The 19,903-nt window shown below is 72.7% G+C and carries 22 protein-coding genes; 16 read left to right on the top strand and 6 right to left on the bottom strand.

What is annotated here, in order from left to right; all coding sequences use genetic code 11:
* Nucleotides 1-169 precede the first annotated feature (169 nt).
* Together BKA00_RS29280 and BKA00_RS29275 are read left to right on the top strand one after the other, a co-directional pair.
* Nucleotides 170-1,117, top strand: a complete 948-nt coding sequence (locus BKA00_RS29280; protein WP_230298592.1) for a cation diffusion facilitator family transporter — start codon at nt 170-172, stop codon at nt 1,115-1,117.
* A gap of 82 nt (nt 1,118-1,199) precedes the next feature.
* A complete protein-coding gene (locus tag BKA00_RS29275) occupies nt 1,200-4,154 on the top strand; it encodes a hypothetical protein (protein WP_185030411.1) in 2,955 nt (984 codons plus the stop codon).
* On the opposite strand, the gene BKA00_RS29270 is transcribed toward BKA00_RS29275, so the two are convergent.
* Nucleotides 4,151-4,537, bottom strand: a complete 387-nt coding sequence (locus BKA00_RS29270) for a phage holin family protein (protein ID WP_185030406.1) — start codon at nt 4,535-4,537, stop codon at nt 4,151-4,153. The two genes, BKA00_RS29275 and BKA00_RS29270, sit on opposite strands and share 4 nt — an antisense overlap.
* A gap of 101 nt (nt 4,538-4,638) precedes the next feature.
* Nucleotides 4,639-5,082: a hypothetical protein gene (locus BKA00_RS29265; protein WP_185030403.1), complete on the bottom strand. Its 444-nt coding sequence runs from the start codon at nt 5,080-5,082 to the stop codon at nt 4,639-4,641.
* A gap of 223 nt (nt 5,083-5,305) precedes the next feature.
* Between BKA00_RS29265 and recQ the strand changes: the two genes are divergently transcribed.
* The 9 genes from recQ to BKA00_RS29225 all read left to right on the top strand — a co-directional run bounded on the left by recQ (nt 5,306) and on the right by BKA00_RS29225 (nt 13,831).
* The gene (gene recQ / locus BKA00_RS29260; protein ID WP_185030400.1) at nt 5,306-7,141 is read left to right on the top strand and encodes a DNA helicase RecQ; all 1,836 of its coding nucleotides are present in this window, start codon (nt 5,306-5,308) and stop codon (nt 7,139-7,141) included.
* Between the two features lie 201 nt (nt 7,142-7,342).
* Nucleotides 7,343-7,477, top strand: coding sequence for a hypothetical protein (locus BKA00_RS40090; protein WP_268248205.1), 135 nt, complete (start codon nt 7,343-7,345; stop codon nt 7,475-7,477).
* 355 nt (nt 7,478-7,832) lie between these two features.
* The gene (locus BKA00_RS29255; RefSeq protein WP_185030398.1) at nt 7,833-8,303 is read left to right on the top strand and encodes a DUF5666 domain-containing protein; all 471 of its coding nucleotides are present in this window, start codon (nt 7,833-7,835) and stop codon (nt 8,301-8,303) included.
* A 90-nt stretch (nt 8,304-8,393) separates the two neighbouring features.
* Entirely contained in the window at nt 8,394-9,077 is a 684-nt protein-coding gene (locus BKA00_RS29250) for a response regulator transcription factor (RefSeq protein WP_185030394.1), read from the top strand.
* On the top strand, nt 9,074-10,402 hold the full coding sequence (locus BKA00_RS29245; protein WP_185030391.1) for a sensor histidine kinase: 1,329 nt from the start codon (nt 9,074-9,076) through the stop codon (nt 10,400-10,402). Before BKA00_RS29250 ends, BKA00_RS29245 begins: the two co-directional genes overlap by 4 nt.
* Before the next feature lie 78 nt (nt 10,403-10,480).
* Complete coding sequence (locus BKA00_RS29240) at nt 10,481-11,449, top strand: alpha/beta hydrolase (RefSeq protein WP_185030388.1); 969 nt, start codon at nt 10,481-10,483, stop codon at nt 11,447-11,449.
* A complete protein-coding gene (locus tag BKA00_RS29235) occupies nt 11,446-12,309 on the top strand; it encodes an SDR family NAD(P)-dependent oxidoreductase (protein WP_185030385.1) in 864 nt (287 codons plus the stop codon). Before BKA00_RS29240 ends, BKA00_RS29235 begins: the two co-directional genes overlap by 4 nt.
* A gap of 284 nt (nt 12,310-12,593) precedes the next feature.
* The gene (locus BKA00_RS29230; protein WP_185030383.1) at nt 12,594-13,226 is read left to right on the top strand and encodes an acetate uptake transporter; all 633 of its coding nucleotides are present in this window, start codon (nt 12,594-12,596) and stop codon (nt 13,224-13,226) included.
* Nucleotides 13,227-13,288: 62 nt separating this feature from the next.
* Nucleotides 13,289-13,831 (top strand): DUF1707 SHOCT-like domain-containing protein, encoded by a 543-nt coding sequence (locus BKA00_RS29225; protein ID WP_185030381.1) that lies wholly within the window; start codon nt 13,289-13,291, stop codon nt 13,829-13,831.
* Nucleotides 13,832-13,879: 48 nt separating this feature from the next.
* Here BKA00_RS29225 and BKA00_RS29220 read toward each other — a convergent pair whose 3' ends face one another.
* The gene (locus tag BKA00_RS29220) at nt 13,880-15,088 is read right to left on the bottom strand and encodes an MFS transporter (RefSeq protein WP_185030378.1); all 1,209 of its coding nucleotides are present in this window, start codon (nt 15,086-15,088) and stop codon (nt 13,880-13,882) included.
* A gap of 69 nt (nt 15,089-15,157) precedes the next feature.
* Here BKA00_RS29220 and BKA00_RS29215 point away from each other — a divergent pair, with 69 nt between their 5' ends.
* The gene (locus BKA00_RS29215) at nt 15,158-15,616 is read left to right on the top strand and encodes a winged helix-turn-helix transcriptional regulator (RefSeq protein ID WP_185030375.1); all 459 of its coding nucleotides are present in this window, start codon (nt 15,158-15,160) and stop codon (nt 15,614-15,616) included.
* A gap of 40 nt (nt 15,617-15,656) precedes the next feature.
* Entirely contained in the window at nt 15,657-16,052 is a 396-nt protein-coding gene (locus tag BKA00_RS29210; RefSeq protein WP_185030373.1) for an alpha/beta hydrolase, read from the top strand.
* Here BKA00_RS29210 and BKA00_RS29205 read toward each other — a convergent pair.
* Entirely contained in the window at nt 15,974-17,137 is a 1,164-nt protein-coding gene (locus BKA00_RS29205; protein ID WP_185030370.1) for a hypothetical protein, read from the bottom strand. The genes BKA00_RS29210 and BKA00_RS29205 overlap by 79 nt on opposite strands.
* Nucleotides 17,138-17,688: 551 nt before the next feature.
* Between BKA00_RS29205 and BKA00_RS29200 the strand changes: the two genes are divergently transcribed.
* Nucleotides 17,689-18,399: a hypothetical protein gene (locus tag BKA00_RS29200; protein ID WP_185030367.1), complete on the top strand. Its 711-nt coding sequence runs from the start codon at nt 17,689-17,691 to the stop codon at nt 18,397-18,399.
* A 46-nt stretch (nt 18,400-18,445) separates the two neighbouring features.
* On the opposite strand, the gene BKA00_RS29195 is transcribed toward BKA00_RS29200, so the two are convergent.
* Nucleotides 18,446-18,661 carry an SDR family oxidoreductase gene (locus BKA00_RS29195; protein ID WP_185030364.1) on the bottom strand — a complete coding sequence of 72 codons (216 nt, stop codon included), beginning with the start codon at nt 18,659-18,661 and terminating at the stop codon, nt 18,446-18,448.
* A 26-nt stretch (nt 18,662-18,687) separates the two neighbouring features.
* Between BKA00_RS29195 and BKA00_RS29190 the strand changes: the two genes are divergently transcribed.
* The gene (locus tag BKA00_RS29190) at nt 18,688-18,897 is read left to right on the top strand and encodes a hypothetical protein (protein WP_185030361.1); all 210 of its coding nucleotides are present in this window, start codon (nt 18,688-18,690) and stop codon (nt 18,895-18,897) included.
* A 118-nt stretch (nt 18,898-19,015) separates the two neighbouring features.
* On the top strand, nt 19,016-19,186 hold the full coding sequence (locus tag BKA00_RS29185) for a hypothetical protein (RefSeq protein WP_221493331.1): 171 nt from the start codon (nt 19,016-19,018) through the stop codon (nt 19,184-19,186).
* Nucleotides 19,187-19,393: 207 nt separating this feature from the next.
* Here BKA00_RS29185 and BKA00_RS29180 read toward each other — a convergent pair whose 3' ends face one another.
* A complete protein-coding gene (locus BKA00_RS29180; protein ID WP_185030358.1) occupies nt 19,394-19,762 on the bottom strand; it encodes a hypothetical protein in 369 nt (122 codons plus the stop codon).
* Between the last annotated feature and the right edge of the window lie 141 nt (nt 19,763-19,903).

Genomic DNA, 19,903 nt, shown 5'->3' with positions numbered 1-19,903 from the left:
GCCCGCGTACCTGCGACAACGCCGCAGGTGTCGAGGTGCTGCAACGGGTTTCCGGGTCCATCATCGGAGGATGAGCGGACACGGTCACGGCCATGGGCACGGTCACGGACACGGTCACGGACACGGACACGGGCACGGGCACTCGCGGAGAGGGCGCCTCGCCCACCTGGTGCGTCCGCACTCGCACGAGGCCGCCGACAAGGTGGACTCGGCCATGGAGGCGAGCGCCCAGGGCATGCGCGCCCTGTGGATCTCCCTGGCGGCCCTGGGCGCGACCACGGCGCTGCAAGCCGCCGTGTTCGCGTTCACCGGCTCGGTGGCGCTGCTGGGCGACACGCTCCACAACGCCGCCGACGCGCTGACGGCCGTTCCGCTGGGCGTCGCGTTCCTGCTCGGCCGCCGCCCGCCGTCCCGCCGGTACACCTACGGGTACGGGCGCGCCGAGGACCTGGCGGGCGTCGTCATCGTCCTCGCCATCGCCGCGTCCTGCGTCGCCGCCGGATACGCCGCGGTCCAGCGCCTGGCCCATCCACAGCCTGTGGACCACGTGGCCGCCGTGGCGGGCGCCGCGCTGGTCGGCTTCCTGGGCAACGAACTCGTGGCCCGCTACCGCATCCGCACAGGCCGCCGCATCGGCTCCGCCGCACTCGTCGCCGACGGCCTCCACGCCCGCACGGACGGCTTCGCGTCCCTGGCCGTCCTCTTGGGCGCCGCCGGTGTCGCCCTGGGCGCCCCATGGGCCGACCCGGTCGTCGGCCTGCTCATCACGGTGGCGATCCTGACCGTCCTGTGGCAGACGGCCCGCGAGGTCTGGCGCCGCCTGATGGACGCCGTGGACCCCGCCCTGGTCGACCAGGCCGAAGCCGCGCTCTCCGCCACGCCCGGCGTCCTGGCCGTGGGCGACGTCCGCCTCCGCTGGATCGGCCACAGCCTGCGCGCCGAGTGCGACGTGGTCGTCGACCCCGCCGCCACCGTCGTCCGCGCCCACCAGATCGCCGTGGACGCCGAGCACAGCCTCCTGCACGCGCTTCCCCGCCTGGCCGGCGCGGCGGTCCACCCCGACCCCGAACCCCGGCCCGGTGAAGATCATCACGCGGCCCTCGCGGGACACCGCTGAGTCCGCGGCCTGTGAGACGTTAGTCCGGAGCAGAAGGGGAACATACTGGCCCCGGACGATCGAGCTGGGACGGGATGGCGTCGTGAAGCAGCCTTCGGAAACCAACGGACCCGACGAGAACACCGGACCCCCCTACGTCCCGGACTCCGACCTCCCGACGGTCACCGTCCCCCTGCCGGGCGCGGTCGGGCAGGAACCGCCCGCCGAGGCCACCCAGGCCCTCCCGGCCATCACGCCGTCTCCCGCCGAGACCGCCCCGCTCCCGCCCTCCGAGGCCACAACCGCCGACGCCACGGAGGCTTCGCGGGACGTCCGGCCTGAGGGCCCCGCAGACGGCACGGCCGCTCCGGAGGCGGTGGAAGACGACCTGCCTCCCGTGCCCGCGCCGGCCGCGGACACGACGGCCGTCGATCTTCCAGACCTGGGCGCGGAGGCGACGCAGCGCTTCTCCCCAGAAGACCTGGTTCCCGCAGAGGACGCCGCCACCGCGAATCCGGTGCCCGCCGTCCCGGCCGCAAGCGACCTCACGGGCAGCGAGCCCCCGCTCGCTCACGAGCCGCCCGAAGCCGAGCCGCCCGCTGACGCAGAGCCTCCGGACGCGGTCGTGGACGAGGAGTCCGCCGGTCACGTGTCCGGCATCGAGGGGGGAGGCATCGATCCTCGGGCGGCGCTGGGCACCGTGCCGATCGAGGTCGCCGAGCCGACGCCTCCGCTGGGGACGGACACGGGCGAAGAGGGCTGGCATGAGCTGGTCGAGAGCGTCTACGGGCCGCTGAGCGAGTTCTACGAAAGGATCGACGCGCGGCTGCGGGAGGTGCCCGAGGACGTCCCCCCGGTGGGGTGGGCGCCCCACATCGCGGCCGTCCGGGCGCTGCGGGACGGTCAGGTCGCGGGGGACTGGGACGTGCTCGCCCGGTTCCTCGTAGCCCCAGGGACGCTGGAAGGCGCGGAGGGGCTGCGGCTCGCCCAGGTGGACGAGGGCGACGAGGCCCGGGTCGTCCGGGACGCGGTCAAGGAGCTCACCGAGGCGGACGGGCGGGCCCTGCTGATCGCCCCGACCCCGGAGAAGGCCGCCGAGCTGCTGCGCGCCGTGGAGGGCGACCCCGACGTCTTCTCGCTGCTGATCGAGACGCGGCCGGAGACGGCGGAGGCCCGGTCGGTGCGGACGCGGGCGCTCCCGCCCGTCGAGGAGCCGCCCGCCGTAGAGCCGCCCGAAGAGGAGCTGTCCGCCGAGCGGGAACCGCCGCCGCTGCGGGAGCCGGGATCCAACGGGACGGTCGAGTTCAGGCCCGTGACCGACCCGCTCCCGGAGCCGGCGGCCGCCGTGACCAGGGCGGAGCCGCTGCCCGTGCCGGAGGCCGCTCCGCCGGTGGAGCCCGAGGAGGGGCCGTCGGCGCCGGAGGCGCGGGTGCGGTCGGCGGCGCTGCGTCCGGTCGGGGAGGCCTGGCGGCTGTCGTGGCAGACCGAGGCGCGGCTGCTGCAGCGCGGGCTGATGTCGCTGGAGCAGTGGCCGCGCGACGCGGCGGCGCTCCAGTCCGTCCGGGCGGAGAACCTGCGGCGGGCCGAGCAGCTCGAAACGGAGAAGGCCGACCTGGCCCGCGCGATCGAGGAGGCGCGGGCCGCGGCGGCGGAGGCGGAGCAGGCGGCGGCCGAGGCCGACGCCGAGGCGGAGCGGCTCTCCGGCGTCCAGGAGGAGGCCGAGGCCGAGCTGGCGGGCCCGCGGGCGGAGGCGGACCGGCTGAAGAGGGCCGCGGACGAGGCGGGCGCCGAGGCGGCCGCGCTGACGCGGACGGCCGACGCCACCTACGCGCGCTGCGTCCAGATCGACGAGCGGGCCAAGACGGCGCAGAAGGAGTTGCAGGGGGCGCGGCAGGCGGAGGCCTCCCTCACCGACGAGCTGGAGCGCGCGCGGGAGGCGCTGCCCGGCGCGGCGGAGGAGGCGCACCGGCTGACGGCGGCCGACGCCGACGCCGCGGCCGAGGGGCACGCCGCCTACTACCGGCTGGTGTCGGCGGAGTCGGCGCTGTCGGCGCTGCGCCGCAAGATGACGCTCGGGCAGCGGCTGCACGTGGCGTCGCCGCCGTCGGAGCTGCGCGGCCTGCGGGCCGAGGTCAAGGCCCGGACGCGGGAGGCGGACGAGGCGGCGACGCGGGCGCGGGAGGCCAAGGAGGCGGCGGAGCACGCGGAGCGGGTGCGGCGCGGGCTGGCGTCGTTCGTGTCCGAGGGCGGAGCGCGGCTGAAGGCGGCGCAGGAGGCCCAGGAGCGGCTCGGGACGGAGCTGGCCTGGCTCGCGACGGAGCGGGAGAAGGTCGGCGCCGAGCACCAGGGGCAGGCCCTGCGGGCGTCGGAGGCGGTCGAGCGGGCCACCGAGGCGGGCCTGCGGGCGCGCGCGGCGCACCAGGTCGCGCAGGCGATCGAGGAGCGGGCGAACGCCGCGCGGACGTCCCGCGAGGAGGCGCTCGCGGCGGCGGCGCGGGCCCGGTCGGACGCGGAGGCCGCCACGGAGCGCGCGGCGCGGACCGCGTCCGAGCTCGCGCGCCGCGCGGAGGAGGCCGCGGCTGAGATCGCCGCGCGGGAGTCCGAGCTGGAGACGGTGGCGGCGGCCGAGGAGCGGTCGCGGGAGAGCGTCCTGGAGATCTGCGGCGCCGACCCCGCCGACGACCCGGAGGCCGTCCCCGCGCACCAGCGCCGCGCGATGGCCCGGATCGAGGAGCTCACCGGCTACCTGGAGGGAGGCCGGGCGGCGGGGAGCGAGGTCCTGCTCCGCACCGCCGACCTCGTCGTCGGGACCCCGGCGGGCGCCGGGCTGACCGTCCGCGGCGAGGAGTTCGACGCGCTGATCGTCGCGGACGCGGGGGCGGTGACCGACGGCGAGTTCCTCGTCGGGGCCGTCCGGGCGCGCCGCTGGATCCTCGTGGGGACGGCCGGAACGCGCCCGCCGGGCTACCGCGAGTACGCGGGCTCGCCCGCCGGGCGGCTGGACCTGAGCCCGTTCGAGCGCGCCTCCACGGCCGCGCCCGGCCTGGCGGGCTCCTAGTCCTCGTCCTCGTCGCCGTCGGGGAGGAGCAGGTGGAGCAGCCAGCCGACGACGCCGACGACGATCGCGCCCCAGAAGGCCGGCCAGAACCCGGCCACGTGGAACGGCAGGTCGAGCCCCTCCGCCAGCTCGCTCGTCAGCCAGAGCAGCAGCGCGTTCACGACGAGCCCGATGAGCCCGAGCGTGAGGACGTAGAAGGCGCAGCCGAGGGTCTTGATGAGCGGCTTGAGGACGGCGTTGACCAGCCCGAAGATCACGGCGACGGCGGCCAGCGTGAGGATCCGCCGGGAGGTGGTCTGGTCGCCGAGCGTGATGCCGTCGATCAGGACCGTGGCGACCCACAGGGCGACCGCGGTGGCGCCGACCTTGAGAAGAATTCGCACGTCAGCATCATGCTGGCCGCAACCCGGTCATGTCATCCCACTGCGAGACCACCCGGGCGGACGCTCCCCTCATCACCGGGGATGACCCGTCCGGCGCCGTCCTACTCGGTGCGGTCGAAGAACGAGGAGGCGGCGGCCTGCGAGCGGGCTCCGGGGGTCCGGCCGGCCACGCGGACGCCCTGCGCGGCGGGCTCGCGGGGCGCGGTGTCCCGGCGGGGCGGGCTCTGCCGGACGCGGGCCAGTTCGCGCTCCAGCCGGCGCTTCTCCATCTCCAGCGTGGTCAGCGACTCCTCGTGCTCCTCGCGCAGGTCCCGCAGGTCGCGGCGAGTGCGGATGCGGCGGCCGGCGCCCTTGAAGGCGAGCGCCATGCCGGCGAGGAAGACGAGGGCCACGCCCGCGCCGGACAGGAACACCTGCCATTCGCTCTCCAGGCCCGGGACGGCCTGGCCGAAGACGACGAGGTCCGCCGGGCCGGTGTTGTCCATGACGACACCGGCGCCGACCGTGATGGCGGCCGCGACCAGGAGAAAACCGAGGAACACCATGGGCAGATCTCCTCTGCAGTGACTCCGGAGGGGGAACGGAGGGCCCCCACCATGCCAGACCGGAAGTGGATCATGTCGATTTCGCCGGATAAATCCTGGTCAGGGTCGCCGGCCGCGCACGTCGCGGGCGGTCTGGACGAGCTGACCCCGAGCTCGCGGAGGCGGTTCTCCACAGGTGAAGGTTCGGGGGACGGGTGTCCGCGGCGGTTCGTAGTATGGCCCGGTGACTTCCCCTGAGACCCCGGAGACCCTCGAGACCCTGCGGCGCGTGTTCGGCTACGACGCGTTCCGGGACGGCCAGCGGGAGATCATCGAGCACGTGGTCGCCGGCGGGGACGCCCTCGTCCTGATGCCGACGGGCGGCGGCAAGTCGCTGTGCTACCAGATCCCGGCGCTCGTCCGGAAGGGCACCGGCGTCGTCGTCTCCCCCCTCATCGCCCTCATGCAGGACCAGGTGGACGCGCTGCGCGCCCTCGGCGTCCGCGCGGGCTTCCTCAACTCCACCCAGGACTTCGACGAGCGCCGGGTGGTCGAGGCCCAGTTCACCGCGGGCGAGCTCGACCTGCTCTACCTGGCGCCCGAGCGGCTGAAGCTCGCCGCGACCGTCGATCTGCTCGACCGGGGCGACGTCTCCCTGTTCGCGATCGACGAGGCGCACTGCGTGTCGCAGTGGGGGCACGACTTCCGTCCCGACTACCTGACGCTGTCCGGCCTGCACGAACGCTGGCCCGAGATCCCCCGCATCGCGCTGACCGCGACCGCCACCGAGACCACCCGCGGCGAGATCGCGTCCCGCCTCCAGCTCGAGCAGGCCCGCCACTTCGTGGCGAGCTTCGACCGTCCCAACATCCAGTACCGGATCGAGCCGAAGACCGACGCCAAGCGCCAGCTGCTGCGGCTGCTCCAGAGCGAGCACAAGGGCGACGCGGGCATCGTCTACTGCCTCTCCCGCAACTCGGTCGAGAAGAACGCGGCGTTCCTGACCGAGAACGGCATCGAGGCCCTCCCCTACCACGCGGGCCTCGACGCCGGGGTCCGCGCGGCGAACCAGGCGCGCTTCCTCCGCGAGGAGGGCCTCGTCATGGTCGCGACCATCGCGTTCGGCATGGGCATCGACAAGCCCGACGTCCGCTTCGTCGCGCACCTCGACCTGCCCAAGTCCGTCGAGGGCTACTACCAGGAGACGGGCCGCGCCGGGCGCGACGGCCTCCCGTCCACCGCCTGGCTCGCCTACGGCCTCCAGGACGTCGTCAACCTCCGCAAGATGATCGACGGCGGCGAGGGCGACGCCGCGCACCGCCGCCGCCAGGCCCTGCACCTCGACTCCATGCTCGCCCTCTGCGAGACGGTCGAGTGCCGCCGTGTCCAGCTGCTGAACTACTTCGGCCAGTCCGGCGAGCCCTGCGGCAACTGCGACACCTGCCTCACCCCGCCCGAGACCTGGGACGCGACCGTCCCCGCCCAGAAGGTCCTGTCGACCGTGGTCCGGCTCGACCGCGAGCGGCGCCAGAAGTTCGGCGCCGGCCACATCGTCGACATCCTCCTCGGCAAGAAGAACGCGAAGGTCATCCAGTTCGACCACGACTCGCTGAAGGTCTTCGGCATCGGCACCGAACTGCGCGACACCGAGTGGCGCGGCGTCGTCCGCCAGCTCCTCGCCCAGGGCCTGATCGCGGTGGAGAGCAACCACGGCACGCTCGTCCTGACCGACGAGAGCGCCGGCGTGCTGCGCGGCGAGCGCAAGGTGATGATGCGCCGCGAGGCCGAACGCCCCGTCGCGAAGGCCGCGAAGACCGCCAAGGCGGCCAAGGCCCAGGTCGAGCTCCCCGCCGAGGCGATGCCGCTCTTCGAGCGCCTCCGCGCCTGGCGCGCCGCGACGGCCAGGGAGCAGGGCGTCCCCGCCTACGTGATCTTCCACGACGCGACCCTGCGCGAGATCGCCACCGCCCTCCCCACCTCCCTGGCGGAACTGGGCCGCGTCAACGGCGTGGGCGAGAACAAGCTCGCCAAGTACGGCGACCAGGTCCTCGAAACCCTGGCCGCGCCGGCATCCGACTGATCATCATCGGGACGTGCACGCCGTTCGCGCTGCCGGCGCTGGACGGCGGCGTGCGTGCGGCCGCCCTCGCCATCTTCCGGCTAGCGGCGTCCGTCCCCCGCTTCGCCTGCCATCAGGCGGTACGCGTGGTCACACTGGTGTGTCGCCATCGGCCCACCGCCTGCTCTTTACTCTGTGTTAGTTATTGATTACCATCTGTATATGATACCGAAGATCAAGATCGTCGCCAGCCTGAGCCCGAGCTGGACCGGTCCCGGCACGAGCTGGACCCGCGCCGCGACCCACTCGACCGCCCCAGACACCAACTGGACCGGGTTCGGGACGAGCTGGACCTGAGGCAGCACGAGCTGGACCGATCCCGGCACCAGCTGATCGGAACCCGGCGCAGGCTGGACGTGTGGTGTGCCGGTGTGGCGTGCCGCGTCCCTGATGGTGGTGGCTCGTAGCCGTTCGCCCTTGCCTGCGTCGCCTTCGACGGCCCGCTGAGAGTAGGCGGCCTGGCTCGGAAGACGGGCGTGAACCGCCTGGTGACGGCCCGGATCGAGGCCACGGGGCTGCCGGCTCCTGTCTGCGCGTCTCGCGGCCAGGGCCTCGCGCTGTTCGGGAGGCTGGGCGGGCTTCGGGGAACTCTCAGGATTCTCCCAGGGTTCCGCGTGGGCTTCTGCCAGACGCGTCCGCTTACATTTCCGGCATGCGAAACAACCGGAAGACGATCGCGGCCGGGGCCGGTGCCGCCGGGCTCCTCGGGCTCGGGCTCTCCTTCTCCGTCCCCGCCTTCGCCGACGACCCCGCCCCCTCGCCCTCCCCCACGGCGCACGCGGGCCAGGGCCACCCCGGCAAGGGGCACCCGCTGCGCCGGGCGCGCGCGCTGCGCGGTGTGCAAGGCGTGCACGGCGAGGCCACCGTCAAGCGCAAGGACGGGTTCCACCTCGCCACCTGGCAGCGCGGCAAGATCACCGCCGTCTCGGCGACCGGGGTGACCGTCCGCAGCGAGGACGGCGTCTCCTGGACGTGGACGTCCGACGGCAGGACCCACGTGCGCAAGAACGGCGAGAAGTCGTCCCTCAAGGGCCTGGCCGGCGGCGACCAGGTGCTCGTCGCGGGAGAGCGCTCCGGCGGCACCCGGACCGCGCGCCTGATCCGCGTCCCCCACCACCGCTAGTCCAGCGGCGCCCACCATGCCGGGTAGTTTCGGGCGGGTGAGTCCGATGTGCGGGCGCGAGGCCGGCGAGGGAGCGAGCTGCGGGAGCCGATGAGCGAGACCCGGCGGGTCCTCGTCGTGGACGACGAGGCCAACATCCGTGACCTCATCGAGGTCGCGCTGCGCTTCCACGGCTTCGCGACCGCCACCGCGGGCACGGGCGAGGAGGCGCTCGGGGCCGTCCGCGAGGCGCGGCCCGACCTCGTCCTGCTGGACGTCATGCTGCCCGACCTGGACGGCTTCGAGGTGTGCCGGCGGCTGCGCGCGGACGGCGACCAGGTCCCGGTGATCTTCCTGACCGCGCGGGACACGCCGTCCGACACCGTCACCGGCCTCACGCTCGGCGGTGACGACTATGTCACCAAGCCCTTCTCGATCGAGGCGCTGATCGCCCGGGTGCGGGCCGTCCTGCGCCGGGCGGCCCCACCGGAGCCCTCCGCCGGGCCCGTGCTGCGCGTCGCCGACCTCGAACTCGACGAGGCGCACTGGACGGTGCGGCGCGGCGGCGTCCCCGTCGAGCTGTCCCCGACCGAGTTCCGGCTGCTCGCCTACCTGATGCGCAACGCGGGCATGGTGCTCTCGCGCGCCCAGCTCCTCGACGGCGTGTGGGGCTGGGACCACGGCAACCCGCAGGTCGTGGAGACCTACATCAGCTACCTGCGCCGCAAGCTGGACCCGCTCGGCACCCCGCTCATCCACACCCAGCGCGGGGTGGGTTACGCGCTGCGGCCATGACGCTCAACGCCCGGCTCCTCACCGGCCTGCTCGCCGTCACCTCCGCCGGTCTGGCGATCATGGGCCTGGTCAGCGCGCTCGTCCTGAACGGGTACCTGATGCACCGCGTGGACGGGCAGCTCCAGGCCACCCGCGACCGCGCCGTGGCGCGCCTCCTGCGCCCCGGCCTGCCCGAGCAGGGCGCCGCCCCCGCGCAGTTCGTGGTGCTGGCCGTCGGCCCGGCGGGGCGGGTCCGCGTCCTCAGCGGTGACGCGCCCGCGCCCGAGCAGGCCGTCCGCGAGGTGCGGCGGCTGGGCCGCGACGAGCTGGCCGCCCGCGCGCGCGGCCTCGAACCGTTCTCCCTCCCGGGGCTGCGCGCGGTGGCGCGTCCCTGGGGGAAGGGCGTCGTCGTCGTGGCGTCCCCCCTCGCCGAGATCCACGCGGCCGTCCGCAACCTCGTGCTGTCGGAGATCGCGACGGCCGCCCTGCTGCTCGCCGTCCTGCTCGTGCTCGGCCGGTGGCTCATCCGCCGCGGCCTGCTGCCGCTGGACCGGATGGCCGCCACGGCGCACGCCATCACCGCGGGCGGCGACCTGCGCGCCCGCATGCCCGGCCCCGGGCGGCGCACGGAGACGGCCCGCCTCGCGTCCGCCATCAACGTGATGCTGGAGCGGATCGAGCAGGCGTTCTGGGCGCGCAGCCGCTCGGAGGCCCGCGTCCGCGAGTTCGCCGCCGACGCGTCCCACGAGCTGCGCACGCCGCTCACGGCCATCCAGGGCTACGCGGAGCTCTACCGGCACGGCGCGCTCGGCCCGGACGAGCTGCCCGACGCGATGCGCCGCATCGAGGAGGAGGCCCGCCGGATGAACAGCCTCGTCACCGACCTCCTCGAACTCGCCCGTCTCGACCGCGAGGCGTCGCTGCACCCCGTCCCCACCGACCTCGTCGCCCTCGCCAGGGACGCCGTGGCCGACGCGACCGCGGCCGCCCCCGACCGTCCCCTCGTGCTGGACGCCCCCGACACTCTGACCGCCACCGTCGACGAGGCCCGCATCCGCCAGGTCTTCGCGAACCTCCTGGCCAACGTGCGGGCCCACACGCCCCCCGGAACGCGCACGACCGTCCGCCTGGCCCCGGGCTTGATCGAGGTCGCGGACGAGGGGCCGGGCATGTCCCCGGAGGACGCCGCCCGCGCCTTCGAACGCTTCCACCGGGGCACGCAGGGCGGCACCGGCCTGGGCCTTCCCATCGTCGCCGCCATCGCCGCCGCCCACGGCGGACGGGCCGAACTGCTGTCCGAACCGTCCAAGGGGACGATCGTCCGCATCACGCTCGGTTCCCACTGAGCGGGACATCCCGGTGCCTGCGGAGGCGTCTTCCTGCACAGTCCGAAGGTCGGCTCCCCGAACCGAAGGAACCGCGGCATGGCGGGCTGGAGTCATCGGTACGCGCGAATCAACGGCCTGGACGTCCACTACGTGGAGCAGGGCGAGGGGCCGCTCGTCGTCCTCCTGCACGGCTTCCCGCACATCTGGTTCAGCTGGCGCCACCAGATCGGGCCGATCGCCGGCGCGGGGTTCCGCGTCGTCGCGCCCGACATGCGCGGCATGGGGCACACCAGCGGCCCCCGGGACCACCGCGAGTACGACGTCGACCGGATCGTCGGCGACCTGACCGGCCTCCTCGACCACCTCGGCGAGGAGAGGGCCGTCTTCAGCGGCCTGGACTTCGGCCTCTTCGCCGCCTACGACCTCGCCCACCACCATCCGGACCGCGTCGCCGCGATCATCGGCCTGGAGAACCCGTTCTTCACCCCGAGCCGCGAGTCTCCGCTGACGCTCGCCGCCCGCCAGGCCGAGCGGCACTTCAACCACATCCACTACTTCGTCGAGCCGGGAGTCGCCGACCGCGACCTCGCCGCCGCGCCCCGCGAGTTCCTGCGCAAGGTCTTCTACGCGCTTTCCAGCGACTACCACTACCTCGACGTCTGGCGGCAACCTCCCGGCACGTCCTATATCGACGCCCTCCCCGAGACTCCGCCCCTCCCGTGGACGTGGCTGACCGAGCCGGAGCTGGAGTTCTACGTCGACGCCTACAGCCGCAGCGGCTTCACCGGCGGGCTCAACTGGTACCGGGCCATGGACCTTTCCTGGGAGTACCGCAAGTCCTACGGCGGCCGGAAGAACCCCGTCCCGTTCTACTTCATCGGCAGCGAGCAGGACGCCGACCTCGAAGGCTGGCACGGCGACGATCCCTTGGGCAGGCTCGGCGACCACCACGCCGACGTCCGCGGCGTCCGGATGATCAAGCAGGCCGGCCACATGACGCAGATGGAGAGGCCCGCCGAGACCACGGCGGCGATGCTCGAATTCCTCGCGGGGAGCGACAGGTGAGCCCTACCGAGGACCGGGTCGTCGTGGTGACCGGCGCCAGCCGCGGGGCCGGGAAGGGCATCGCGCTCGCCCTCGGCGCGACCGGTGCGACGGTGTACGTGACGGGCCGGACCCGTTCCGAGGGCGACGCCGACCTCCCCGGCACGGTCCTCGCCACGGCCGAGGAGATCGGCGCCCGCGGCGGCACGGGCGTGCCCGTGATCTGCGACCACTCCGACGACGCGCAGGTCGCGGACCTGTTCGAGCGGGTCGAGCGCGAGCACGGCAGGCTCGACATCCTCGTCAACAACGCGTTCACGATCCCGGACGGCCTCACCCGCGAAGGGCCGTTCTGGGAGAAGCCGCTGGCACTCCAGAGCATGTTCGACGTGGGGATGCGCTCCGCCTACGTGGCCGCTTACCACGCCGCCCCGCTGCTGGTCGGAAACCAGGCGGGCCTCGTCGTCAACACCTCCTCCTTCGGAGGACGCTGCTACATGCACGGCCCGGCCTACGGTGCGGGAAAGGCCGCCGTCGACAAGATGGCGCACGACATGGCGGTCGACTTCGAGCCCTACAACGTCGCCGTCATCTCCCTGTGGATGGGTCTGCTGAAGACCGAACGGAACAGAGCGCTCTTCGAGGGCGTCCCCGATCGGTACAGGTCGTTCGCCGCGGGAGCGGAGTCCCCCGAGTTCAGCGGACGGGTGATCGACGCGCTCGCCCGGCACCCGGAGTTCATGCGCTGGAGCGGTCAGGTCCACATCGGTGCCGAGCTCGGCGCAGAACTGGGCGTGGTGGACGTCGACGGAAGCAGCCCCCGGTCCCACCGCGGGCACCTCGGCGACCCGCCCACCTTCAGCCCCGCCGTCGTCAAGTAGTCGGCAACGTCTTCACCAAGGCTTGCCCGCTTTCCGGACCGGTAAATCAAGAGGCCATTCTCATTCGGCGCGCCGACCTCTCGCACCGAGCAAAGTACTTTCCATTTCAGGAGACGCGACAACGCCCCCGTCTGCCCGGTGACGGCGATTAATGCCGATAGGTCAGAATTGCCCTGCGAAAGGGCACCTGACCTGACGTGCGGGCGACGTTATGATCCGAAACAGGGCCGAAGAGATAACGGTCCCATCCGGGACGGGCGATGGGACTCCAGCGAGGAGGCACCATGACCCACGTCGAGCAAGAGTCCGCCCCGCAGACCCCGCCCGCGATCGCCGATCCGGCGCCGCTCGGACTGGCGGCCTTCGCCCTGACCACGTTCCTTCTGTCCGTCAAGAACGCCGGGTGGACCGACGGCACCGACGCCTGGCTGGGCTACGCCCTCGCCTACGGCGGCCTCGTCCAGATCCTGGCCGGCATGTGGGAGTTCCGCAATCGCAACGTGTTCTGCTCGACGGCCTTCTCGTCCTACGGCGGCTTCTATCTCGGCCTGGGCCTGTACGTCGTCCTGTTCGCCGGTGAGGCGACACCCGCCCAGGAGGCCGACGACCTCGGCTGGATCTTCCTCGCTTTCGCGATCTTCAACACCTACATGATGCTCTGGGCGACCCAGGTCAACCAGGCCGTCCTGGCGGTGTTCGTCGCCCTGGAGGCCACGGAGATCATCTTGTTCATCGGGAACTTCTCCACCAGCGAGACCACGATCAAGATCGGCGGCTACCTCGGCGTCCTCACCGCCGTCTGCGCCTGGTACGCCTCCGCCGCCGGAGTCATCAACGGCATGACGGGCCACGTGTTCCTCGGCGTCGGCAAGCCACTCAGGGCCCTGACCTCCCGCACCGGGCCCTACTCGCACTGACGCCCGGCGGGCGGCCCCGCCCGTCAGGTCTCCGGCGCGGGGACGGCGCTAGAGTGAGGGCCGTGACCCCCCGTCCGGACGATCTGGCACGCCTCGTAGGCGACGACGACCGCGACACCGCCGCGCAGCGCCTGCGCGACGCGTACGCCACAGGGCACCTCACGCACGAGGAGATGGACGAGCGCCTGGACCAGGTCCTCACCGCCAGGACCCACGGCGACCTCGCGGTGCCCCTGGCCGCGCTTCCGGACGAGGACACCGGCCCCACGTCCACGATCGGCGCCGCGACCGGACGGATCAAGCGCCGCGGCGCCTGGCGCGTACCGCGCTCCCTCAAGGTCGAGTCCGCCTTCGGACGGGTGCGGCTCGACCTGTCCAAAGCGATCATCGAGCACCCGGTCGTCGACATCGAACTGCAGGTCGGCACCGGCCAGGCCAAGATCATCGTGCCGCGCGACGCGGTCGTCGACATCGAGGGCCTGCACACCGGGCTGAAGGACGCGCGCTACACGCCGCGCCGCCCCACCGGGCCCGGCGGCCCCCAGATCCGGATCACCGGCACCATGGGCCTCGGCCGCCTGAAGATCCGCCACGCCCGCCGCTAGCGCTTCGGCGGCCTCGCGGCCGTCCGGACACGGCGTCCGGGGACGCGCTCACACCTTCTCCGCCTGTGCGAGCCGTGGACGGCGGACGGCGCGTCCCGCCACGCGGGGGGTGACGGCCCAGGTGGCGAGGGCGCAGAGCGCGAGCGTCGTACCGAGGACGGTTGGACCGATCCAGCCGGTGGCGTCGAACAGGGCCGTGGTCGCGGCCGCACCCAGGGCCGAGCCGAGGGAGTAGAAGACCATGTAGGCGCCGATGGTCGTGCTGGTGCGGTCGGGGTAGGCGGTCGTGAGCGTGTGCTGGTTGCTGACGTGCACGGCCTGGACGGCGAAGTCGAGAAGGACCACACCGAGGACCAGCAGCGGCAGCGACCACGGGAGCTGCCCGATCGCGGCCCAGGAGGCGACGAGCAGCGCGAGGGCGATCCCGGTGACCAGGCGCGCGTGCCCGGCGTCGCCCCAGCGTCCGGACCGGGCGGCGCCCAGGGCTCCGGCGAGCCCGGCGACGCCGAAGAGCCCGATCTGCGCTTCGGTGAGGTGCCACGGCTCCCCGGCCAGGGGCAGGGCCATGCCGCTCCACAGAGTGCCGAACGACGCGAACAGGAAGAACGCGATCAGCCCGCGGCCGAGGAACACCGGCTGGACGAAGAGCCCGCCGAGGGACCGGAGGACCTGCCCGTACCGTGCCGTGTCCGTACGGGCATCCGCGGGCAGCGAGGTGAGGCTGAGCAGCGCGAGGACCCCGGCGAGGGCCGCCAGGACCAGGTAGATGCTCCGCCATCCCCATACGTCCGCGAGAACTCCCGCGACGATCCGCGCGCCGAGGATGCCGATCACCACGCCCGAGGTCACGATGCCGAGGTTGCGCCCGCGTTCGGCGGGCGGGGAGATCGACGCCGTGTACGCGACGGCGGTCTGCACCACCACCGCGAACACGCCCGCCGCGGCCAGGCCGGAGAACGCCGCCCAGGCGCCGGGGGCGACCGCGGTGACCGCCGTCCCCGCGGCCACCAGGGCGAGGTGCGCGGCGATCAACCGCCTGCGGTCGAGCATGTCGCCCAACGGCACCAGCAGCACCAGTCCGGCCAGATAGCCGAGCTGGCCGGCGGCCACGAACCAGCCGAGCGAGTCGACCGGAACGCCCAGATCGCCTCCCATCACGCCCAGTACCGGCTGCCCGGCGTAGACGCTCGCCACCGCCACCCCGCACACCGCCGCCAGCAGCAGCCTCGTCCTCCAGTGCACCGGCCCCACCTCCATTGGTTTCATTTTGCAACTCAACGGAGCGTAGGTCAGAATGGTTTCATTACGCAACTCGATGGAGGGGTGATGGCGCGCGACGAGACCGGCGGGCAGAACACCGCGTGGACGGACCCGGGCTGCCCGGTCGCCCGCACCGCCGACCTGGTCGGCGACCGCTGGAGCCTGCTCATCATCCGCGACGCGATGGACGGCGCCCGCTCGTTCACCGACTTCCAGCAGCGCACCGGCATCGCCCGCAACATCCTCAGCGACCGGCTCCGCAAGCTCACCGCCCACGGCCTGCTCACCCAGGTCGACGCCCCTTCGGGCAGGCGCCGCCTCTACGCGCTCACCGACGCGGGCAAGGACCTCTTCCCCGTGATCGTCACGCTGCGGCAGTGGGGCGAGCGCCACGCCTTCACGGCCGGCGAGGCGCACTCCGTCCTGGTCGACGACGACGGCGCCCGCGTGCCCGACCTCCAGCCGGTGTCGGCGAACGGCTCGCCCCTGACGTGCGACACGACCGCGGTCCGACGTCCCGCCTGATCCCGCCTTCCAGCCGGGCTTCGAGAACGCCGGCACGTCCGTGACCGGCGCCATCTATCTGAACGGCTGGTACGGCCCCTATTTCGGCCAGGGGCCCGAGTCCTCGCCGCTGGCCCACATCACCCCGGACGCACCGCCCTTCTTCGTGGCGCACGGCGACAAGGACCCGCTGGTGCCCGTGGCGGACGCCCGGCAGTTCACCGACCAGCTACGCCAGCTCTCGACCGCCCCCGTCGTCTACGCCGAACTGAGGGGCGGGCAGCACGCCTTCGACCTGTACCACTCCCTCCGCTTCGAGGCGGTCGTCGACGCGGTCGAGGCGTTCACCGCCCAGGTGAGGTCCCGGGAGACGGTGTCTCAGGTGAGACGGCCGCCGATGGTGGGCCCCGACGGCCAGAGCGCCGCCAGTTCCGCGGGCGTCAACGGGTCTCGGTAGGCGGCTTGGAGGACGTCCGTTCTGGTGGCCTCGTCTGCCTGGGCGAGATCGGCGAACCAGTCGATTCCAGCGGGATAGGCCCACAGGTATGAGCGGAGTTGGGGATTGGCTCCCCTGTCGGTGAGAACGTCGGCGATGGCGGCCTCGGTCGTCCAGGGCATGCGCGAACGAGCGTGCTCTGCCAGTTCGCTGATACCGGCCCCCTGATCGAGGGCCATGTGCAGCTCGGCGCGTACGAGTTGGTTGTAGTGGTCGAACTTGGTGCGGGCGACCATCAGCTCGTCATCAGGGGCGATGAACAGCGGGAGCGCCTGCGCGAGCCCTTCGAGCAGAACCTGTTGCGGCGCGTGCACCGACATCAGGCGCGCCCAAGGGACTTCCCAGGCGGCGGCACGGGCCGTCCAGCTCGCGCTCTGGAGGCCGTGGCCGAGGACCTCATGCAGGGCGAACTGGCGGGCGGCGACCTTGGTGAAGCCGGCGCGGCGGAGGTTGAGTCGCAGCCGGACATCGGCGCCGGAACCGTCCAGCCAGTACGCCCAGTAGGCGTCCACCTCGGCGGTCTCGATGGTGAGGTCGAACGGCGCCCGGCTCCCGGTGGCCTGCCGGACGGCGGTCTCGTAGTCCGCGGCGGCCTGCCGGATCGCGTCCGGCGCCTCACCTGCCTCGATCGGCCCCTCGACCGCTCTCAACTCCCGGACGGTCTCGGAACCCCACCCGACCCCTAGGGCGCCGAGCGCCCGGCGGGCCTCGTCACCGCGGTAGGCGACGTAGTCGCCGTGCCAACCCGTGGCGACGCACCCTTGGGTCGCCTGAACATAGTCGCTCAGCGGCGGGTGCTCCCCGAGGAGGGCGCCGAGATAGGCGAGATCAGCCGTCAGGCGCGCGGTGAGCCGGTCGGCGCCCGCCTCGACAGTGCGAACGCGCAGGTCGGCCAAGCGCCGGTAGACCGCGAGACGGCTGGTCGCGGGCTCGACGGGCGCGGCGGTGGGCGCGCAGTCGAAGTCGATGACGGTCACCGGCCCCCGGCCCGCCTCGTAGGCGTGCCAGCCTCGCAGGGCCGTCTCGATCTCATCTCGCAGCTTCACGAATCGCTCCCAGCGCAGCGTCGACGCCCGGCCGGCGCAGGCGGCGGCTCCCGGCCGCCCTGGCCGTCGATGTCCAAACGAAGTTATCCCTGGCCGAGCTCTCCGTCTCGTCCGTTTGCACGAGTGGCAGAAACGGTCGCACGAACCTTTTCCACCCTGGCGGTGTCAAATGGGCTGAGGTGCGGGGGAGCGTGCTCCGGCAGCCGATCCCGCACCTCCGGAGGAAGCCATCGCGACGGCGGCGATTTCATCCCTTGCCATGTGTTTTCACCCGGTTACGATGAGCGCCCGGTCGTATCCTCAAGAGTGCGGGGACGTCGATGAGTGCTGGACAAGGCCCCTGGGGACCGTACGGCGGCGGACCGCAGCCGCCGGCGTGGCCGCCGCAGCCGCCGGGCCGGGGCGTTCCGCCCGGCAGGCCCCCGCAGCCGGGATGGCAGTACGGCGGCGGCCCCCAGCCGGGCTGGGGACCGCCCCCCGGGCCGCCGCGGCCGCCGTCCCGCATGCGACGGGTGTTCCGGCTGCTCAACCCCGTCATAGCCGGACGCCAGGTGGCCAGACCGACGCGGCCGGACCGGGTGGACGATCCGGCGGTGCGCAAGGTCCAGGTCCTGCGCGCGGTGGTCGGTCTCATCGCGGTGGCGTGGATCACGGTGTCGTACCGCGTCGCCTCGGACGCCCAGTCCCTGGCCTATCAGCGGGCCGACCAGATCGTGATGTCCGCGACCCTGCTGCCGGCCACGTTCCCGATCGTCGTCGGCGCGTTCATCCTCGGAAGCCGTCCGCACACCCGGGCCCTGTACCTGCGGCGGACGCTGAAGCCGCTCGGGTCGCTGCTGGCGCTGGTCGGCACGGTGCTGTTCTTCGTCGTGCTCACCTCCGTGATGCCGGAAGGCGGCCTCATCGGGGACGACGAGCAGCCGTCCCCCGCCGTCTACGCGAAGCTCCTGGTCATGATCATCATCGCCCTCGTGGCGTTGTGGGGGATCGTGTTCGTGTTCTGCGGCGCCGCCGTCGCGCTGGTGCACGTGTTCCGGACCGCCGACATCCACGAGGTCCTGCCCCCGATCATCGCGACCGTCCTGGTCTGGGAACTCGCGATCATGGACCTGTTCTCGCACGACTACGACGGCCTCCCGGTACCGGCGCGGCTCGCGGTGATCCTCGGCGGCCCGCTGTCGGTCACGATGGTGAGCCTCTGGGAACTGCGGCGCCTCAAGACCCGCCACGGCCTCACACTCCGCCGAGCACTGGGCCGCTGACCGCCTCTCGGCGCCGCCGCTCACCCCGTCCCCGTCCGCGCGCGGACTACTGCTGCTCGTCACCACCATCGACGAACAGCTCGCTGCCGGTGACGAAGCTGCTCTGGCCTGAGGCGAGGAAGAGCACGGCGCCTGCCACCTCCTCGGGACGTCCTCCGGGCCGTCCGAGCGGCAGGGCACTGCCCAGCTGCTGGGCGAGCCCGTCGGCCGATGCGGCGTCGGGCGCCAGCCCCCGCAGCCCCTCGGGTCGCACGCCGCCCATCGAGCACCGACGCCCGAGGAACCGACGTGGTCCTCACCTCACAGGGCCGGGAAGCCCTGCACCGGGCCACCCCAGGCCACGCCGCGCTGGTGAAGCGGATGTTCTTCGACGGACTCGACCCATCGCTGCTCGGACCGCTCCACACCGCCCTGGACCAGATCCACGAACAGATCCTCGCCCGCGGCACACTTCCGCGCCCGTGCGGCCCACACTGGACCGCCACCGACGAGGACTAACCGCCCGAGGGAGCATCAGCGCGGGGGCCCCGCTCGGACGCGCCCTCCCGGGATGCTGCTCCCTGAGATCATGCGACGGTGGACATCGCTCGGGCGGCACATGGCTAGGCGGCGGTACGTGGCTCGCGGCGTGCCCGGTGGTTACCGCATCTGGGACAACCGCCGGCGCAAGTGGTGGGGCGACGTCTACGAGCTGTGTCCGGACGACCTGCTCACCGAACTCAACGGCGATGCGGACAACCAGAAGGTCACCGACCTACTCCGCCGCTACCGGGCATTGAAGCGATAAAGCGCAAGACGCACCGGTGGCCGTGGGCGCGGCAGAGGTCGATGAGCCACGGCCCACATCCTCAAGACGCAAGCGCCATCTCGCCGCTCAGTCCGGGCTTGCCGACCCGGTCCTTGCACTCCGGGTCAACGCGCACGCTCAGCACGAACCAAGATCATTCATGCCCCGTGGCTTCCAGTGGAGCTCCAAGGCCAGTCACGACGGCCATCACGGCTCGGCGACCCACGGCGCTGCCGGCATGAGCGCAAGGCAGTCCCGTGCCGCACGGCGCGTACCTTCCCAAAGCGGCATCGCCGTGATCGCTTCGTCGGTCCATGCGTCGCGGTTGGCGCTGAGCTGAGCCAGTAGGTGGTCGAGGACGTCAAGACGCGAGCGCAGTTCTGGTGAGACCCACCCGGCCTCTTCACTCCGCCACAGAACCGGATATCCGGCCTCCCACAGGAAACAGTCGTCCACGTCGGGATCGCGAGTCTGCTCCTGCGCGTCCATCGCAAGCTTCGCGGTGCTGACTCTCAGCATCGACCAGAACACCCGGGCTCGCTGGTCGGCTTCCTCAGCGGTCTCCACCATGCCCACGGTAACTCCGCCCAAGCTGCCCGGAGTCGGAGTGCCCCCGCCGAAGGCGTACGCTCGCGCTGTCCCGACAACAGGCGCTCCGTGGTGCCCGAGGTCCAAGCGGCCGAACCGGTGGGAGCAGGAGGCGGCTCACGGGACGCG

Source organism: Actinomadura coerulea (genome assembly GCF_014208105.1).
Lineage (GTDB): Bacteria > Actinomycetota > Actinomycetes > Streptosporangiales > Streptosporangiaceae > Spirillospora > Spirillospora coerulea.
This window is presented reverse-complemented; position numbering and strand designations above follow the sequence as displayed.